The 16,950-nt window shown below is 69.6% G+C and carries 17 protein-coding genes; 10 read left to right on the forward strand and 7 right to left on the reverse strand.

Annotated elements, in window-relative coordinates; all coding sequences use genetic code 11:
- The 8 genes from MKL20_RS15070 to MKL20_RS15105 all read left to right on the forward strand — a co-directional run.
- Positions 1-218, forward strand: a 218-nt coding sequence (locus MKL20_RS15070) for an oligopeptide/dipeptide ABC transporter ATP-binding protein (RefSeq protein WP_409568152.1), incomplete at its 5' end; no start/stop codon positions are given.
- A 241-nt stretch (positions 219-459) separates the two neighbouring features.
- Positions 460-1,464 (forward strand): ABC transporter ATP-binding protein, encoded by a 1,005-nt coding sequence (locus tag MKL20_RS15075; protein WP_244037347.1) that lies wholly within the window; start codon positions 460-462, stop codon positions 1,462-1,464.
- A 19-nt stretch (positions 1,465-1,483) separates the two neighbouring features.
- Positions 1,484-2,623, forward strand: a complete 1,140-nt coding sequence (locus MKL20_RS15080; RefSeq protein ID WP_244037348.1) for an amidohydrolase/deacetylase family metallohydrolase — start codon at positions 1,484-1,486, stop codon at positions 2,621-2,623.
- A 608-nt stretch (positions 2,624-3,231) separates the two neighbouring features.
- Positions 3,232-4,002, forward strand: coding sequence for an ABC transporter ATP-binding protein (locus MKL20_RS15085; protein WP_244037349.1), 771 nt, complete (start codon positions 3,232-3,234; stop codon positions 4,000-4,002).
- Positions 3,995-4,915 carry an ABC transporter permease gene (locus MKL20_RS15090; RefSeq protein WP_244037350.1) on the forward strand — a complete coding sequence of 307 codons (921 nt, stop codon included), beginning with the start codon at positions 3,995-3,997 and terminating at the stop codon, positions 4,913-4,915. Before MKL20_RS15085 ends, MKL20_RS15090 begins: the two co-directional genes overlap by 8 nt.
- Before the next feature lie 54 nt (positions 4,916-4,969).
- Positions 4,970-5,962, forward strand: a complete 993-nt coding sequence (locus tag MKL20_RS15095) for an Ldh family oxidoreductase (protein WP_244037351.1) — start codon at positions 4,970-4,972, stop codon at positions 5,960-5,962.
- 165 nt (positions 5,963-6,127) lie between these two features.
- Complete coding sequence (locus MKL20_RS15100; RefSeq protein ID WP_244037352.1) at positions 6,128-7,330, forward strand: molybdopterin-dependent oxidoreductase; 1,203 nt, start codon at positions 6,128-6,130, stop codon at positions 7,328-7,330.
- Positions 7,331-7,341: 11 nt separating this feature from the next.
- Complete coding sequence (locus tag MKL20_RS15105; RefSeq protein ID WP_244037353.1) at positions 7,342-7,656, forward strand: cytochrome c; 315 nt, start codon at positions 7,342-7,344, stop codon at positions 7,654-7,656.
- 23 nt (positions 7,657-7,679) lie between these two features.
- Here the strand turns inward: MKL20_RS15105 and MKL20_RS15110 are convergent, their stop codons facing one another.
- The gene (locus tag MKL20_RS15110) at positions 7,680-7,922 is read right to left on the reverse strand and encodes a hypothetical protein (RefSeq protein ID WP_244037354.1); all 243 of its coding nucleotides are present in this window, start codon (positions 7,920-7,922) and stop codon (positions 7,680-7,682) included.
- Positions 7,923-8,068: 146 nt separating this feature from the next.
- Between MKL20_RS15110 and MKL20_RS15115 the strand changes: the two genes are divergently transcribed.
- The gene (locus MKL20_RS15115; protein ID WP_409568153.1) at positions 8,069-9,151 is read left to right on the forward strand and encodes a YeiH family protein; all 1,083 of its coding nucleotides are present in this window, start codon (positions 8,069-8,071) and stop codon (positions 9,149-9,151) included.
- Between the two features lie 250 nt (positions 9,152-9,401).
- A complete protein-coding gene (locus MKL20_RS15120) occupies positions 9,402-9,851 on the forward strand; it encodes a MucR family transcriptional regulator (RefSeq protein ID WP_243969503.1) in 450 nt (149 codons plus the stop codon).
- Here MKL20_RS15120 and MKL20_RS15125 read toward each other — a convergent pair whose 3' ends face one another.
- The 6 genes from MKL20_RS15125 to MKL20_RS15150 all read right to left on the reverse strand — a co-directional run bounded on the left by MKL20_RS15125 (position 9,852) and on the right by MKL20_RS15150 (position 16,834).
- Positions 9,852-10,121: a hypothetical protein gene (locus tag MKL20_RS15125; protein ID WP_243969506.1), complete on the reverse strand. Its 270-nt coding sequence runs from the start codon at positions 10,119-10,121 to the stop codon at positions 9,852-9,854.
- A gap of 210 nt (positions 10,122-10,331) precedes the next feature.
- Positions 10,332-11,936, reverse strand: coding sequence for an ABC transporter ATP-binding protein (locus MKL20_RS15130; protein ID WP_244037355.1), 1,605 nt, complete (start codon positions 11,934-11,936; stop codon positions 10,332-10,334).
- Positions 11,937-11,939: 3 nt separating this feature from the next.
- On the reverse strand, positions 11,940-13,361 hold the full coding sequence (locus MKL20_RS15135) for a M20 family metallopeptidase (protein ID WP_244037356.1): 1,422 nt from the start codon (positions 13,359-13,361) through the stop codon (positions 11,940-11,942).
- A 55-nt stretch (positions 13,362-13,416) separates the two neighbouring features.
- Complete coding sequence (locus MKL20_RS15140; protein WP_244037357.1) at positions 13,417-14,358, reverse strand: ABC transporter permease; 942 nt, start codon at positions 14,356-14,358, stop codon at positions 13,417-13,419.
- Positions 14,359-14,371: 13 nt separating this feature from the next.
- Positions 14,372-15,289: an ABC transporter permease gene (locus MKL20_RS15145; protein ID WP_058190792.1), complete on the reverse strand. Its 918-nt coding sequence runs from the start codon at positions 15,287-15,289 to the stop codon at positions 14,372-14,374.
- 12 nt (positions 15,290-15,301) lie between these two features.
- Positions 15,302-16,834 (reverse strand): ABC transporter substrate-binding protein, encoded by a 1,533-nt coding sequence (locus tag MKL20_RS15150; protein WP_244037358.1) that lies wholly within the window; start codon positions 16,832-16,834, stop codon positions 15,302-15,304.
- Between the last annotated feature and the right edge of the window lie 116 nt (positions 16,835-16,950).

Here is a 16,950-nt window from a genome sequence, read left to right on the forward strand (position 1 = left end):
CCAAGCTCGGCGCGGTCGAGCACGGCGCCACCGAGCGGCTCGCCGAGATCCCCGGCATGGTCCCGAGCCTGAAGCAGCGGATCGAGGGCTGCGTCTTCGCCGGCCGCTGCCCGGACGTGACCGACCTGTGCCGCATCTACGCCCCGGCCCTGGAGCCGAAGGCCCCGGCCCACCTCGCCGCCTGCCACTACGCGCCCAAGGACGCCCTCGCGGCATGATGTTTTGTGATTTGGCGCAAGGCGCGGCGCGTCTTCCCTCCCCCCTCTGCGGGGGAGGGTACCCTGCGGAGCAGGGGGGGAGAGGGGAGCGCCGCGTCCGGCGAGGGCGCGATGATCGCCACATCCTGCACCGTTGCTCCCCTCTCCCGACCCTCGCTGACGCGAGGGCCACCCTCCCCCGCAGAGGGGGGAGGGGACGCGCTGCGCGCGCCTTTTCTCGTCTCGTCACGGAGCCCCGCCCGTGACCACGACCGCCCGCACGCTCCTCCAGGTCAACGACCTCAAAAAGCATTTTTCCCTCGGCGGCGGCCTGTTCGGCCGGTCCACCCGGGTGCTGAAGGCGGTGGACGGCCTGTCCTTCACGGTGGACCGGGGCGAGACTCTGTCGCTGGTCGGGGAATCCGGCTGCGGCAAGTCCACGGTCGCCAAGGCGCTGATGCGCCTCTACGCCCCCACCGCCGGGCAGGTGGTGCTGGCGGGCCGGCGCATCGACGATCTCTCGGCCGGCACCCTGCGGCCCCTGCGGCGGCGGATGCAGATGGTGTTCCAGGACCCGTTCTCGTCGCTCAACCCACGGATGCGGGTGCGGGCGATCCTGGCCGAGCCGATCCGCAATTTCGGGCTGGCCAAGGGCTCGGCCGAGCTTGAGGCGAAGCTCGCCGCCCTGATGGAACGGGTCGGCCTGCCACGCGAAGCTTTGGGGCGCTGGCCCCATGAATTCTCGGGCGGCCAGCGCCAGCGCATCGGCATCGCCCGGGCGCTCGCCGCCGAGCCGGACCTGATCATCTGCGACGAGGCGGTCTCGGCGCTGGACGTCTCGGTGAAGGCCCAGATCGTCAACCTGCTGCGCGACCTGCAGCGCGAGCTCGACCTCGCGATGCTGTTCATCTCGCACGACCTCGCCATCGTCGAGCACATGACCCACCGGGTGGCGGTGATGTATCTCGGCAAGATCGTCGAGATCGGCCCCCGCCGGGAGCTGTTCCTGGCCCCGAAGCACCCCTACACCCAGGCTTTGCTCTCCGCGGTGCCGATCCCGGAGCCCGGGGCCGGGCGCACCCGCATCGTGCTCAAGGGCGACGTGCCGAGCCCGATCGACCCGCCCAGCGGCTGCCGCTTCCATACCCGCTGCCCGCAGGCCTTCGACCGCTGCCGGGTCGAGGAGCCCCGCCTCGATTCCGTGGGCACCGGCCATCTCGCCGCCTGCCACCTCAACGACGCGCCCGCGTCGGCGGTCGCGGCCTGACATCCCACCGGAGACCGCCGTGCAGCACGACCTGATCCTCAAGGGCGCCCGGGTGATCGACCCGTCGCAGAACCATGACGGGCTCTGCGACGTCGCCTTCGCGGAGGGCCGCGTCTCCGGCTTCGGCCGCGACCTCGTGGCGGGTCCCGGCACGCAGGTGCGGGAGATGGCCGGCGCGATCGTCACGCCCGGGCTGATCGACCTGCACACCCATGTCTACTGGGGCGGCACGTCGATCGGCATCGATGCCGACGACTTCTGCCGCACCTCCGGGGTGACCACCTCGGTCGATACCGGCAGCGCCGGGCCGGGCAACTTTGCCGGGTTTCGCAAGCACGTGATCGACCGGTCGGAGGCGCGCATCCTCGCCTATCTGCACGTGTCGTTTGCCGGCATCTACGCCTTCTCGAAGACGATCATGGTCGGCGAGAGCCAGGACCCGCGGCTGATGGCGCCCCGCGAGGCCGTGGAGGTGGCCGAGGCCAACCGCGAGGTGATCATCGGCATCAAGGTCCGGGTCGGGCGCAACTCCTCCGGGGACCAGGGCACCGCGCCGCTCAACATCGCCCTCCAGGTCGCGGAAGAGACCGGCCTGCCGCTGATGGCGCATATCGACGAGCCGCCGCCGAGCTACGAGGAGGTGCTCGCCATGCTGCGCCCCGGCGACGTGCTGACCCACGCCTTCCGGCCGTTCCCGAACGCGCCCGTGACCGCGCAGGGGGCGGTCAAGCCGGCGCTCCGCGAGGCCCGAGCGCGCGGCGTGCTGTTCGATATCGGCCACGGCAAGGGCTCGTTCGCGTTCAAGACCGCCCGGGCCATGCTGGCGGGTGGTTTTCTACCGGACACGATCTCGTCCGACGTGCACCAGCTCTGCATCGACGGGCCGGCCTTCGACCAGGTCACCACCATGTCAAAAATGCTCTGCCTCGGCATGAGCCTGCACGAGGTCATCGCCGCCTCGACGGTCAACGCCGCCGTGGCGCTCAAGCGGATGGAATACGGCACCCTGAAGGTCGGGGCACTCGGCGACGCCACCGTGCTGTCGGTGCGGGACGGCGCGTTCGATTACGTGGACACAAGGGGCGAGCACATGACCGGCGCCCAGCGGATCTTTTCCGAGGCCGTGGTGCTGCGGGGTCAATGGTGGCATCCGGTTTGAGGCCTGTTTGATCGCACGATCTCGGTCGAAGGACGGTTCTGACCAACCGATATTCCACTCTTCCCCCTCATCCTGAGGTGCTGCGCAGCAGCCTCGAAGGAGCCCTCCAGGGATCGCTGAGACTTCTGGAGGGCTCCTTCGAGGCTCGCTTCGCTCGCACCTCAGGATGAGGTCGAGAGTCGGAATGAGAGGGGGATCGACGATGCGCAGCCCGAAGAAGACACACCGCAGTGATGCACTCCGATCACTTCACGCAGCCGCCACGGATTCCCACGCTATCGGGGCGATCGACAAGGCGACGATGCGCCGGATCGATCTTGTCTGCCTCACACCCGTGGAGGCCCCGGTCCCAAAGGCGATCAGCTGAACGCGACCAACGGCGCACCGCGTGCCCAAACGGTTCTGTGACGCGCCATGGTTGCGATCCATCGCCTGCAACGCACCGTCAACCAATAAACAACCGTCTCAACCTGGACAGCAATCCTAATTTATTAAGAATACCAGGCTTTACAGCCTCTCCGCATCGACCCTACACTTTCCCGTGAGGCCCGGACCAACTCCGGGCCGTCAGCGACACGCGGCCCAAGCCGCGGCGCCAGGGAGGATGGATGGGTACGGGTCAGCCTCTGCTGGAGGTCGATGGCGTCACGCTCCGCTACAAGACGCCCGACCACCTCGTCACGGCCACCTATCGGGTGAGTTTCAAGGTCTGGCCCGGGGACCGGTTCGTCCTGCTCGGGCCATCGGGCTGCGGGAAGTCGACCCTGCTGAAGGCGGTGGGCGGCTACATGGCGCCCACTGAGGGCGAGATCCGGCTGAAGGGCCGCTCGGTGACCGCGCCCGGGCCCGACCGGATGATGGTGTTCCAGGAATTCGACCAGCTCCTGCCGTGGAAGACGGTCCGGCAGAACGTGGTCTTCGCCCTCGAAGCCTCGGGCCGGCTGAAAGGCCGTGAGGCGCTGGAGCGGGCCAACCTGTATATCGACAAGGTCAACCTCACGAAGTTCGCCGACAGCTACCCGCACACCCTGTCGGGCGGCATGAAGCAGCGGGTCGCCATCGCCCGCGGCATGGCGATGGAGCCTGACATCCTGCTGATGGACGAGCCCTTCGCGGCGCTCGACGCGCTCACCCGGCGGCGCATGCAGGACGAGCTGATGATGCTCTGGGAGGAGACGCGCTTCACGGTCCTGTTCGTGACGCACTCGATCCCCGAGGCGATCAAGATCGGCTCGCGCATCCTGCTGCTCTCGCCCCATCCCGGCGAGGTCAAGGCCGAGCTCAACAGCGCCGCCACGCCGGAAGCGGCGCTGCGGCTGGAGACCCGCATCCAGCAGATGCTGTTCTCGGAAGAGATCGAGGAGGCGGAGAATGTCTAGCGCACGCGTTCTGACCGGCGCGCCCCTGACCGTGCCGCCGCGCACCGCAGCCGTCGAGCCGGTCCGCCCCGAGATCGTCCGGGAGACCGGCCAGGCCCACGGCGCCCCCGTGGTGGAGAAGCCGCTCTCGGCCTTCGAGCGCCTCTACAACCAGGCCTGGCTGCGCAAGATCCTGATCCTGGTCCTGCTGGCCGGCATCTGGGAGGCCTACGGGCGCTACCTCGACAACGATCTGCTGTTCCCGACTTTCTCGGCCACCATGGAGGCGTTCTTCCGGGCCATCGCCGACGGGACCCTGCCGGCCCGGGCCTGGAGCTCGCTGAAGGTGCTGCTGATGGGCTATGCCGCCGGCGTCGCGTTGGCGACCCTGCTCACCGGCATCGCCATCGCGTCGCGGATCGGCACCGATTTCCTCGAGACGCTGACCTCGATGTTCAACCCGCTGCCGGCGATCGCGCTGCTGCCGCTGGCGCTGATCTGGTTCGGCTTAGGCAACGGCAGCCTGATCTTCGTCCTGGTGCATTCGGTGACGTGGGCGATCGCGCTCAACACCCATTCCGGCTTCCTCTCGGTGAGCCGGACGCTCCGGATGGTCGGGCGCAATTACGGCCTCTCGGGACCGGGGCTGATCGGCAAGATCCTGATCCCGGCGGCCTTCCCCTCGATCCTCACCGGCCTGAAGGTCGGCTGGGCGTTCGCGTGGCGCACCCTGATCGCCGCCGAACTGGTGTTCGGCGTCAGCTCCGGGTCGGGCGGGCTCGGCTGGTTCATCTTCGAGAACAAGAACATGCTCGACATCCCGAACGTGTTCGCCGGGCTGCTCACCGTGATCCTGATCGGCCTCGTGGTGGAGAACCTGATCTTCCAGACCATCGAGCGGCGGACCATCCAGCGCTGGGGGATGCAGGCCTGACCGAAGTCCGGCATGGCATCGGGTCAGAACGCGCTGCGAACCGGAGCCCCGACCATGCCGAACCTGTCCCTCGCGGAGGCACATGCCCTCGCGGCCGGCGCCTTCCGCCGGTGCGGCGCCAGCCCCGCCGCGGCCGACAGCACCGCCCAGGCCCTGGTGGCCGCCGAGGCGGACGGCCTGAAGGGCCACGGCCTGTCGCGGGTGCCGAGCTACGCCGCGCAGCTGCGGACCGGCAAGGTCGTGGGCGATGCCGGGGTGGTCGTGACCCGTCCGCGGCCGGGGCTCCTGGCGATCGATGCCGGGTACGGCTTCGCCTACCCGGCGATCGACGCGGCGCTGGCCGAACTGCCCGAGCTGGCCCGCCGGCAGGGGATCGCGGCGGCCGGGATCCACCGCTCGCATCATTGTGGTGCGGCCGGGCTGCCGGTGGAGACGCTGGCCGAGGCCGGGTGTATCGCGATCCTGTTCGCCAACACCCCCGCCGCCATGGCCCCCTGGGGCGGAAACCGGGCGGTGTTCGGCACCAACCCGCTGGCCTTCGGCTGCCCGCTGCCCGGCCGGGCACCCATCGTGATCGACCTCGCCTTGTCGAAGGTCGCGCGGGCCAACATCGTCGGCGCGAAGCAGCGCGGCGAGGCGATCCCGGAGGGCTGGGCGTTCGATGCCGAGGGGCGGCCGACCACCGATCCGGCCGCCGCCCTCGACGGGACGATGGCACCGCTGGGCGACGCCAAGGGGACGGCGCTGGCCCTGATGGTGGAATTGCTGGCGGCCGGGCTCACCGGCGCCCGCTTCGCCGCGGAGGCCGGCTCGTTCCTCGACCCGGTGGGCGACCCGCCCGGGACCGGCCAGCTGATCCTGGCGATCGATGCGTCCGCCTTGAGCCCGGGGGCGCCGGAGCGCTTCGCGGCTTTGGCCGCCGCGATCGAAGACCAGGACGGTGCCCGCCTGCCGGGCAGCCGGCGCTTCGCTCTGCGCGCCCGCGCCGCGCAGGATGGGCTGGCGCTCCCGGACGCGCTCCTGGCCGAGATCGCGCAGCTAGGATGACCGGGGCGCGGTGTTTCCCGTGAAACATTCACGCTTCGGGTCCAGCCGGTTCGCCCGGAAGAAATTCTGATACACCGCGCGGGTAGAACCGCCCCGGTGTTCGCCTCATCAGGTGTCGGCGCCGGATCGCTCGGTTCTGCGGGGCCACTGAACAGGGACGCGACGATGGCTCATCTCGACAGGCGCCGGGTGCTGCAGGGCGGCCTCGGCGCGCTCGCGGCTGCGGCGATGCCGTTGCGTGCCCAGGCCGACGAGGTCGTGCTTCCGTTCGGCAACGGCACGCGCCCGCTGGTCGCCTATCCCGGCAAGCGCCCGCTCCTCCAGACCACGGCCCGGCCGCCGCAGCTGGAGACGCCGTTCTCAGTGTTCGACGAGGGCGCGATCACCCCCAACGATGCGTTCTTCGTGCGCTATCACTTGGCCGACATCCCGTTGGAGATCGACCCGGAGACGTTCCGGCTCGGGGTGACAGGCCATGTCGAGCGGCCGCTCACGCTCTCGCTCGCCGAGATCAAGGCCCTGCCCGGACGGACCGAGATCGTGGCCGTCAACCAATGCTCGGGCAATTCCCGGGGCTTCTTCGAGCCGCGCATGGCCGGCGGCCAGCTCGGCAACGGCGCCATGGGCTGCGCCCGCTGGACCGGCGTGCCGCTGAAGAGCGTGCTGGACCAAGCCGGCGTGAAAGCCGGGGCCGTGCAGGTGACGTTCGACGGGATGGACGGGCCGGTCCTCCCCGAGACCCCGGATTTCGTGAAGGCGCTCGGCCTCGACCACGCCCGCGACGGGCAGGTGATGCTGGCCTGGGGCATGAACGGCACGGACCTGCCCTGGCTCAACGGCTTCCCGCTGCGCCTCGTCGTGCCGGGCATCTACGGCACCTATTGGGTCAAGCACCTCAACGCCATCACGGTCCGGGACACGCCCTTCGACGGCTTCTTCATGAAGAGTGCCTACCGCATCCCGGACAATCCTTGCGCCTGCACGGAGCCGGGCCAGGCCGCCACCGCCACGGTGCCGATCGGCCGGCTCAACGTGCGGTCGTTCTTGACCAATCTCGCCGACGGGGCGGAGATCAAGGCCGGCCCGGTGAACCTGCGCGGCATCGCGTTCGACGGCGGCTCCGGCATCCGGTCGGTCGCGGTGTCCGCCGACGATGGCCGGACCTGGACAGCCGCCGAGCTCGGCCAGGATCTCGGCGCTTACGCGTTCCGGCCCTGGTCGCTCGGCCTCGATCTGGCGTCGGGCGCGCATGCGATCCGGGTCCGGGCCACGGCTCAGGACGGCAGCACGCAGCCGATGGACGCGCGCTGGAACCCGTCCGGCTACATGCGCAACACCGTCGAGACCACCCGGGTCCGAGCGGCATGAGGGGGAACGGGATGCGCGCGCTTCTCCTCGGATCGCTGGCCGCCGGCCTGATCGCCGGTGCCGCCCTGTCCGCACCGCGCAGCTACGCGCTGCCGGATCCCACGGTAGAGCTGAAGTTACCTAAGGGCGACCAGGCGCAGGGCTTCGCGGCGGCGCAGGCCAATTGCCAGACCTGCCATTCCGTCGATTACATCGCCACGCAGCCGCCGGGCCGGGGCAAGGCGTTCTGGGACGCGGAGGTGACCAAGATGATCAAGGTCTATCACGCCCCGATCGACGAGGCGGACGGCCACGCGATCGCGGCCTATCTGGCGGATACCTATTGAGCGATGGCCAAGCCGGCCAGGCTTTAGCGCAGGGCCGCGGCCTGGGCGGCGTAGGCGACGACGCTCTGCACCGCGGGCATGTCGTAGGCGTAGACCCGGCCTGCCAGGATCGCCAGCGCGAGCGTCCAGAACACGGCGCCGCCGACACGACGGGCGGTCCGATCACCCGCAGCGGTCGGGCACGCCTCGGCCACACCCTGGGCGACGGGCTCGCCGAAGGGGTCGAACGCCAGCGTCGTCGACCGGATGTCAGAGGTGGTGCGCATGGAGGTGAATTTCGCGCTCCGAACCCCGCCATGCAATGGACGCGTCTTCCGAAGATTTCTCGCGCGGTAGAGCTTCCTTCTCTCTTGCGCGTTCGCGACAAACGTTTTCTTCCCTTTGCCAGGATGCCGACCGCGGAGCGACCCTCGTGAGTCTCAAAACCTCGTCCCGGACGGGTGCCACCGAGACGGCCGCGCCGGGCGCATCCACCGCCTCCGTGCTGCCGGGCATCGGCCTGTGCGCGGCGATCACCGCCCTGGCGATGGCTGCGCAGGCCCTGGAGGAGCGCGTCGCCGGCCATCCCTATGTCGAGGCGCTGGTGCTGGCGATCCTGATCGGCATCGCGGTGCGCACCGCCTGGACGCCGGATGCCCGGTTCCGCACCGGCATCGCGTTCTCGGCCAAGCAGCTCCTCGAAGTCGCCGTCGTCCTGCTCGGCGCCTCCCTCAGCCTCGGGGCGATCCTGGCCTCCGGCCCGGCGCTGCTCGCCGGCATCGTCGGCACCGTGGTGATCGGCATCGCAGCCAGCGTCGGGATCTGCCGGGCGCTCGGCCTGCCGCCCCGGATGGCGATCCTGGTGGCGTGCGGCAACGCGATCTGCGGCAACTCGGCCATCGCCGCGGTGGCGCCGGTGATCGGGGCGCAGCCCAAGGACATCGCGGCCGCCATCGCGTTCACGGCGGTGCTCGGCGTACTGATGGTGCTGGGTCTGCCGCTGTTCGTGCCGCTCGCGGGCTTGAGCGACAACCAGTACGGCGTGCTGGCCGGCCTCACCGTCTACGCGGTGCCGCAGGTGCTGGCCGCGACCGTGCCGGTGAGCCTGCTGTCCACCCAGGTCGGCACCCTGGTCAAGCTCGTGCGCGTGCTGATGCTCGGGCCGGTGGTGGTGGCGTTCTCGCTGATCGCCCCGCGCCTGCCTCAGGAACCCGAGATGGCGGCGACCGGCGCGAAGGGGCGCCCCGGCCTGACTAAGCTGGTGCCGTGGTTCATCCTGGGCTTCCTGGCGCTCGCCACGTCCCGCTCCCTCGGGCTGATCCCGGACGCGGCGGTGAAGCCGCTGACGCAGCTCGCGGGCGTGCTTACGGTGCTGTCCATGGCGGCCCTGGGCCTCGGCGTCGATGTGCGCGTTCTCGCCCGGGTCGGCGGCCGGGTGACGCTGGCGGTGACCGCCTCGCTGGCCGTCCTCGTCGCCGTCAGCCTCGGACTTATTCACGGCCTCGGCATCGGCTGAGCGTGTGGGCAGATCCTGATTGCGTTCTGAGTCTCGTATTTAGAATTTTCTGTAAATCCGTGTTGGAGTGCCCAAGCAACGCGATCGATACGCTGGGCGAAGACAGACACCCAGAAAACCGGTTTCCTTAGAGATGCATTAAAGTGCGTCCGACCGGGTCGATCGGCTGAAGAAAACATCTTGACACTGGGATGATTTTTGCTTTGGAAACGTGGTGTCACCCACGAAACCTTGGACTGGAACTTGCGCCGTGCCCGAAACGATTCCTGAGAGCAGCACCGAGCTCGCCGTGCTGGTCGGCGACGTCGTCGCGGCCTATGTCTCGAACAACCCAGTCCCGCCGGCCGCCCTGCCGGCGCTGATCGCCAGCGTGCACGGCGCGCTGGTCAATCTCGGCCAGAGGCAGCCGGTCGAGGCCGAGCCCGTGATCGAGCCGCCGAATGCGGCGCAGATCCGCAAGTCGGTCCAGCAGGACGGCATCATCAGCTTCATCGACGGCCGGTCGTACAAGACGCTGAAGCGCCACCTGACGGCCCACGGCCTGACGCCGGAGCGTTACCGCGAGCGCTACAGCCTCCCGGCCGATTATCCGATGACGGCGCCGGGCTATGCCGCGCAGCGCTCGGCCCTCGCCAAGGCGATCGGCCTCGGCGTTCCGGGGGCCCGCGCCGAAGAGCGCAGGACCGGCACGCGCGGCTGATCAGCCGGCTGTCGCCTGTCGCGGGCGGAACGGCAGCACGCAGGCGGTCATTCCGGGCCACCAGGCACGGGGCGGGCGCCCGAACGTGTCGGCCCAGCTCAGGTAGATGATCCGGGCGCCGACGACCTCGGCGACCGCCTCCGGCGTCTGCGGGCGGCGGTTGTCTGTCCCCGGCCGGCGCGCGGATCCTTGGCGCCGGGACGGCTGCCCGGCCGGCAGAGACCGCTTGCGCGGCGACTGAGGATCATTGGGCTTGGCTGAGAACGACACGTCAAAAGTCCCCGTGCGCGTTCGAGGTGTGAGCGGGGACGGACGTTTCGGTCGGCCGTAGATCCGCCGGGGCGCTCGGCCCTCGACAACTGCAGACATTCTACCGGGTGGCCCGAAACGGAACAGACCGAGTCCGTCCAAAAAACTTGTCTCTGTGTCCCACGGTGTCCCTGGCGTCCCAGGGAGGAGGCAGGACGTCCCAACCCGCCCCTACGAAGCGCGGGCCCCCGGCACAGCGGCCAGGAGGCTGCGCGTGTAGGCGTGCTCCGGCGCGGCGAACAGGTCGGCGGTGCCGCGCATCTCCACGATGGCGCCGCGATGCATCACGGCGATCCGGTCGCAGATGGTGGCCGCCACCCGCAGGTCGTGGGTGATGAACAGCATCGCCAGCGACAGCCGCTGCTTCAGGTCCTCCAGCAGGTCCAGCACCTGGCGCTGGACCGAGACGTCGAGGGCCGAGACCGCCTCGTCGGCCACCAGCACGTCCGGCTCCATGGCGAGCGCCCGGGCGATGCCGATGCGCTGGCGCTGGCCGCCCGAGAAGGCGTTCGGGTAGCGGGCGGCTGCCTTGGGATCGAGGCCGACGAGGTCGAGCAGGCTCCGGGCGCGCTCCCGCGCCTCCGCGGCCGGCACCCCGTGGGCGATCGGGCCGGCGATGATGATCTGCTCCACGGTGCGGCGCGGGTTCAGGGACGCGAACGGGTCCTGGAAGATCATCTGGATGCGGCTGCGCTGCTGCCGCAGCTCGGCGCTCCGGAGGGCGGTGTAGTCCAGGCTGCCGAGCCGGACGGTACCGCCGTCTGGCTCGATCAGCCGGATCGCCAGCCGCGCCGTGGTCGACTTACCCGAGCCTGATTCGCCGACAAGCCCCAGCGTCTCGCCGCGGCGCACGTCGAAGGCGACGTCCTTCACCGCTGCGACCACGCGTGGCTTGCCGAACAGCCCTGCCTTGGTCGCATAGGTCTTGGACAGTCCGATCACCGACAGCGCCACCGGGGCCGCCTGCACGGCCGCGCGGGTCGGCGGCGTCAGGCTCGGCACCGCGGCGAGCAGCGCCTTCGTGTATGGGGCCTGCGGGTCGCGCAGAACCGCCTCGGCGCTGCCCGATTCGACCAGTCTGCCGCGCTGGAGCACCGCCACATGGTCGGCGATCTCGGCGACCACCCCGAAATCGTGGGTGATGAACAGGACGCTCATCCCGCGCTTGCGCTGCAGGTCGCGGATCAGCTTCAGGATCTGGGCCTGGGTGGTCACGTCCAGCGCCGTGGTCGGCTCGTCGGCGACCAGGACCGACGGCTCGAGGGCCAGCGCCATGGCGATCATCGCCCGCTGGCGCTGGCCGCCGGAGAGCTGATGCGGATAGGCCCGCACCGCCTCCTCGGGATTGGGCAGCCCGACCTCGGTCGCGAGCGCCACGGCCCGGGCGCGCCGCTCGGCCCGGGTGAGCAGGTTATGCGCCTCGAACATCTCGGCGATCTGGTCGCCGATGCGCATCACCGGGTTGAGCGCGGTCATGGGCTCCTGGAACACCATGGCGATGCGCCGGCCGCGCAGCGACCGCCAGGCCGGCTCGTCCAGCGTCAGCAGGTTCCGGCCCTCGAACAGGATCGAACCGCCTTCGGGCTTGAGCGCCCGGGGCAGAAGGCCGGTGAGCGCGTAGGCGCTCATCGACTTGCCCGAGCCCGATTCGCCGACCACGCAGAGGATCTTTCCGGGCTCCAGGTCGAGGTTCAGGCCCTCGACGGCGTAGGGACGGTCGGCGCCCTTGGGGAGCGCGATCGTCAGGTCACGGATGCGGACGACCGGCTCGCTCATCAGTCAGGTCCTCGCTGCGCGGCGTCGTAAAATGTCCGGGCCGGCTTCGCCGAGATCCCAGAACAGCCCGGCCATGATCGCCAGGCCCTCGCGGGTGCTGGAGGCGAGCATATGCTCGTCCGGCCCGTGCTGGCGGCAGGCCGGGTAGGAATGCGGCACCCAGAGGGTCGGCAGGCCGAGGATCTCCGAGAAGGCGTCGTTCGGCAGGGAGCCACCGAGATTGGGCAGCAGGGCCGGTTTTTTTCCAGTGCTCGCCTCGATCGACAGAAGCGCCCAGTCCACCCAGGGGTCTTCCACCGGCAGGCGGGTCGCCTGGAACACCTCCGCGGCCCGCGCCGGCCGGACCTCGATCATCGGAAAGCCGTTCTCGTCCAGATGGGCGCGCACGTTCTGGATCAGATTCTCCCAATCGGTGCCGACCACGAAGCGCAGCTGCAGGGTCGCCTTGGCGTGGGGCGGCACGGCGTTGAGCGGGCCGTCCGGATCGCCGGTCTTGAAGGCCAGGACCTCTAGGGTGTTCCAGGCGAAGACGCGCTCGGCCGGGGTCAGCCCGGGCTCTCCCCAATCGGAATCGATCGCGGGTGCGGTCGGATCCTCGCCGACCCGGATGTCCCGGAGTGCCGCGCGCACGCCCTCGGGGATCGGCGGCGGCCGCAGGGCCTCGACCAGAATACTGCCGCGGGCATCGACCATCGAGGCGATCGCCGAGGCCAGGACGGTGCCGGGGTTGCGCAGCAGGCCGCCCCAATTGCCGGAATGGTGCGGCCCCTCGCGCAGATTCAGGCTCAGCTCGAAATTGTAGGCCCCACGCGATCCCAGGAATAGCGTCGGGCGCTCGGCGCTGAGCCGCGGCCCGTCCGAGGCGATCAGCACGTCGGAACGCAGGGCCTCGCTCTGCGCCCGGCAGAACGGGCGCAGGCCCGGCGAGCCCGCCTCCTCGCCCATCTCGATCAGCAGCTTCACGTTGAAGCCGAGGCGGCCGTCGCGCGCCGCGATCACCTGCTCCAGGGCCGCGAGGTTGAGGACGTGCTGCCCCTTGTTGTCGGCGGTGCCACGCCCGTACCAGCGGTCGCCCTCGACCACGATCTCCCAGGGGCCGAGCCCCGCGCGCCACTGCTCGGGATAGCCCCGCACGGTGTCGCCGTGGCCGTAGATCAGAACGGTCGGCAGGTCCGGCCCCTCGTGCCGCTCGGCGATCAGGAACGGGCCGTGCACCCCGTCCGGATTGTCGTATTTTTTGGGGGGCTCGAAGCCGAGACGGGCGACCACGGGGGTGATGAACGCGTCGAGATAGGCGTGCAGGGCCGCTTCCTGGCCGGGCGCCTGGCTCTCGGTCGGGTAGGCGACCGCCTCCCGCAGGAGCGCGAGGAACGCGCCCGAATCGAAGGCCTCGGTGGCGCGCGCGATGGCGTCGTCTCGCGTCATGGTGTGATCTCGGAGGACAGGGGGGCTGGGACGAAGCTGATCGGGCGCATCCGCATCAGTTGCGCCCCTCGGGGGCGGTGATGTCCCGCAGGCCATCGCCGAGGAGATTGATCGCCAGCACGAGGAAGAGGAGCGCCACGCCCGGGATGGTGATCACCCAGGGCTGGAAGAACATGTACTGCTTGCCCTCGGCGATCATCAGGCCCCAGGACGGCAGTGGCGGCTGCACCCCGAGCCCCAGGAACGACAGGGCGGCCTCCAGCAGGATCGCGTGGGCCATCTCCAGGGTCGCCACCACGATCAGCGCGTTGAGGATGTTGGGCAGGATCTCCTGGAGCACGATGCGCAGGTCGGTGAGGCCCGAAGCGCGGGCGGCCGAGACGAAATCCTGGTTGCGGATCTGCTGGGTGGCAGCCCGGGTCACCACGGCGAAGCGGTCCCAGAGCAGGAAGCCCAGCACCAGCACCACGACCTTGAGCGAGCCACCGACCAGCGAGGCCATGGCGAGCGCCACCAGCACCACCGGCATGGCCAGCCGGGTGGTCACGATGTAGCTCACCACCGAATCGACCCAGCCGCCGAAATAGCCGGCGCAGAGGCCCAGCACCGTGCCGATCAACCCGGAGATCAGCGCCGCCGAGATCCCGATCAAGAGGGAGATCTGGCCGCCGTAGAGCAGGCGGCTGAGATAGTCGCGCCCGAGCTTGTCGGTACCGAGCACGTGGTCCCAGGTGCCCTTGGCCTGCCAGATCGGCGGGATCAGGCGGCGCGAGACGTCCTGCGCGTAAGGGTCGTGCGGGGCGATCAGCGGTGCGGCGAGCGCGGCCAGCACGATCAGCCCGAGGATGCCGGCGCCGATCAGGAAGCCGCCGTGGTGCAGGCCGCGCTGAAGCACGAGGCCGGTGGGCGAGCGCACCGGAGCTAGGGCGGCCGGGACGGCGATGTCCGGGGAGAGGGTGGGGGCGGCGAGCGCCGCCGTGTCGGGGGGCAGGCTCATGGGCGGCGCATCCTCACGATTGGCGCAGGCGCGGATCGAGGAAGGCGTTCAGCAGGTCGGCCGCCAGCGTCAGGGCGATGTAGATCATCGCCAGAACCAGCACGATCGCCTGGACCACCGGGAAGTCGTTGCGAGCAATGGACTCCCAGGCGAGCTGGCCGAGCCCTTGCAGCGAGAACACCGCCTCGATCACGATCGAGCCGCCGAGCATGAAGCCGAACTGCACCGCCGCCAGGGCGATCACCGGGATCACGGCGTTGCGCAGCGCATGCCGGACCAGGATCTTCCGCGGCGGCAACCCTTTGGCTCGGGCGGTGCGGACGTAGTCGGAGGCCAGCACCTCCAGCATGCCGTTGCGGGTGAGCCGCATCACCGCCGGCATGGCGTAGTAGCCGAGCGCCACCGCGGGCAGGACGAAGTTCTTCCAGCTCGCGTTGCCCGAGACCGGCAGCCAGCGCAGGTTGACCGAGAAGATCAGGATCAGGGTCAGCCCGAACCAGAAGCTCGGCATCGCCTGGCCGAGCACCGAGATCGACAGGGCGAGCCGGTCGATCCAGGTATCGCGCTTGACCGCGGCGATCACCCCGAGCGGCACCGCCACGAACAGGGCCACCGCGAGGGCGATCACACCGAGATAGAGGGTGATCGGCAGGCGGGCGGCGAGCAGGTCGATCACCCGCTCGCGGAAGTAGAAGGAATTGCCGAAATCGAGGTGCAGCGCCTTCCAGGCCCAGGCGAGGAACTGGGCCAGCAGCGGCTGGTCCAGGCCGTAATCCTTGCGGATCTGCACGATCTGGGGCCCCGTGGCCTCCGGCCCGGCGATGGCCGTGGCGAGGTCCCCCGAGAGGTGGAGCAGCATGAAGCTCGCCACCGAGACCGTGAAGGCCACCGCCAGGGCGACCAGGATGCGCCGGAGCGTGAAGGCCAGCACGGTGCCGCCCCCTTACTTCCAGGACGCCGCGTAGAAGCGCGGCACCTCGTCCGGCTGGGCGGTGAAGTTCAGGTCCGACGTGAAGGCGTAATTGGTCGCGTAGGAGAACATCGGCAGGGCGTAGGCCTCTCCGGCGATCCGCTGGAGTGCCTTGGCGTAGGCGGCCTTGCGCTTCTCCGGGTCGGTGGAGCCGTCGCCCTCCTGCAGGTCGGCGATCACCTGCGGATCCTTGGTCAGATCCTCCTCGCCGCCGCGGAAATACACCCCGTCGAAGGCCGAGACGTCGTTGACCGAGAACGAGCCCCAGGTCTGGTACCCGATCGAAATCTTGCCGGCCCGCAGGGAATCCCGGAACGCGGCGTAGCGCAGGTAGTTGAGCCGCACCTTGATGCCGACCGCCCCGAGATAGCCGATCACCGCCTCGGCATAGTCCCGCTCGCGATAGGCGCCGAGATCGATCTCGAACCCGTTCGCGTAGCCGGCTTCCTTGAGCAGGGCCTTGGCCTTGGCCGGGTCGTAGGGATAGCGCATCACCCCCTGGTCGTTGCAGCCGAACTGGTCGACGAAGCAGAGCGCGTTCATTACCCGGGAGGCGCCGCGCACCAGGTTGTCGACCATCGCCTTGCGGTCGATGGCGTAGGAGATCGCCTGCCGGACGCGCACGTCCTTGAGCGGCGAGTTCTCCCTGGCGCGGCTCAGCGTGTCGAACTGCAGGAAGCCGACCCGCATCGTCTCGGAGTTGAGCACGGTGACGTTGGGGGCGGCGCGCAGCTGCTCGGCCTGGTCGCTCGGCACCCGCCAGATCCAGTCGACGCCGCCGGTCATCAGCTCGGCCATCCGGCTCTCGCCGTCCGGGATCACCCGGAACTGTAGCTTGCCGATCTTCGGCTTACCCAGCGGGCTGCCGGCCCAGTACTGGGCAAAGCGCTCCATGGTGACGCCGCGGCCGCTATCGACCTTGGTGATCTTGTACGGGCCGCTGCCGATGGGCGCCTTGGCGAAGCCGTCGAGGCCGACCTTTTTGAAATAGGAAGCCGGGAAGATCGGGGTCGGGCCGGCGAGGTATTCCAGCGCCGCCGGGAACGGCGCCTTGAGGTGGATCCGCACGCTGTGCGGGCCGGTGACCTCCACCGACTTCATCCAGTCGACGTTCTGGCGGGTGACGGTGCGGGCTTCGGGGGTCAGCACGTAGTTGAACGTGAAGGCCACGTCCTCGGGCCCGAGCGGGTCGCCGTTGTGGAAGGTCACGCCCTCGCGGATCGTCAGGTCGAGGGTGGTGTCGTCGGTCCAGGTCCAGGCGGTGGCCAGCATCGGCTTGTAGGTGCCGTCCGCCGGGTCGCGCCACAGCAGCGTATCCCAGCAGTTGCGGGCCAGCACGACGCCCTCGCGGGCGCTGTTGTGATAGGGGCTGACGTTCTCGGGCTCGCTGTCGGAGGCGTAGACCAGGGTATCGTCGGCCTTGCCGGCGAGCGCTGGGCTCGCGGCGACCAGTGCGATCAGGGAAGCCGCCAGGGAAGCGGTGAGGGTGATCGTCCGTACCGGCATGTCGACTCCGTCTCCGACGGCAAGGCGGCAGGACGCTGGGAAAGACTCCGCGACTGCCGCCTTTTTCACCCTGCCATGATGTTGTGCATCTGAGATCGCAACAAGTAGAATTTGGC

Source organism: Methylobacterium sp. E-066 (assembly GCF_022829635.1).
Lineage (GTDB): Bacteria > Pseudomonadota > Alphaproteobacteria > Rhizobiales > Beijerinckiaceae > Methylobacterium.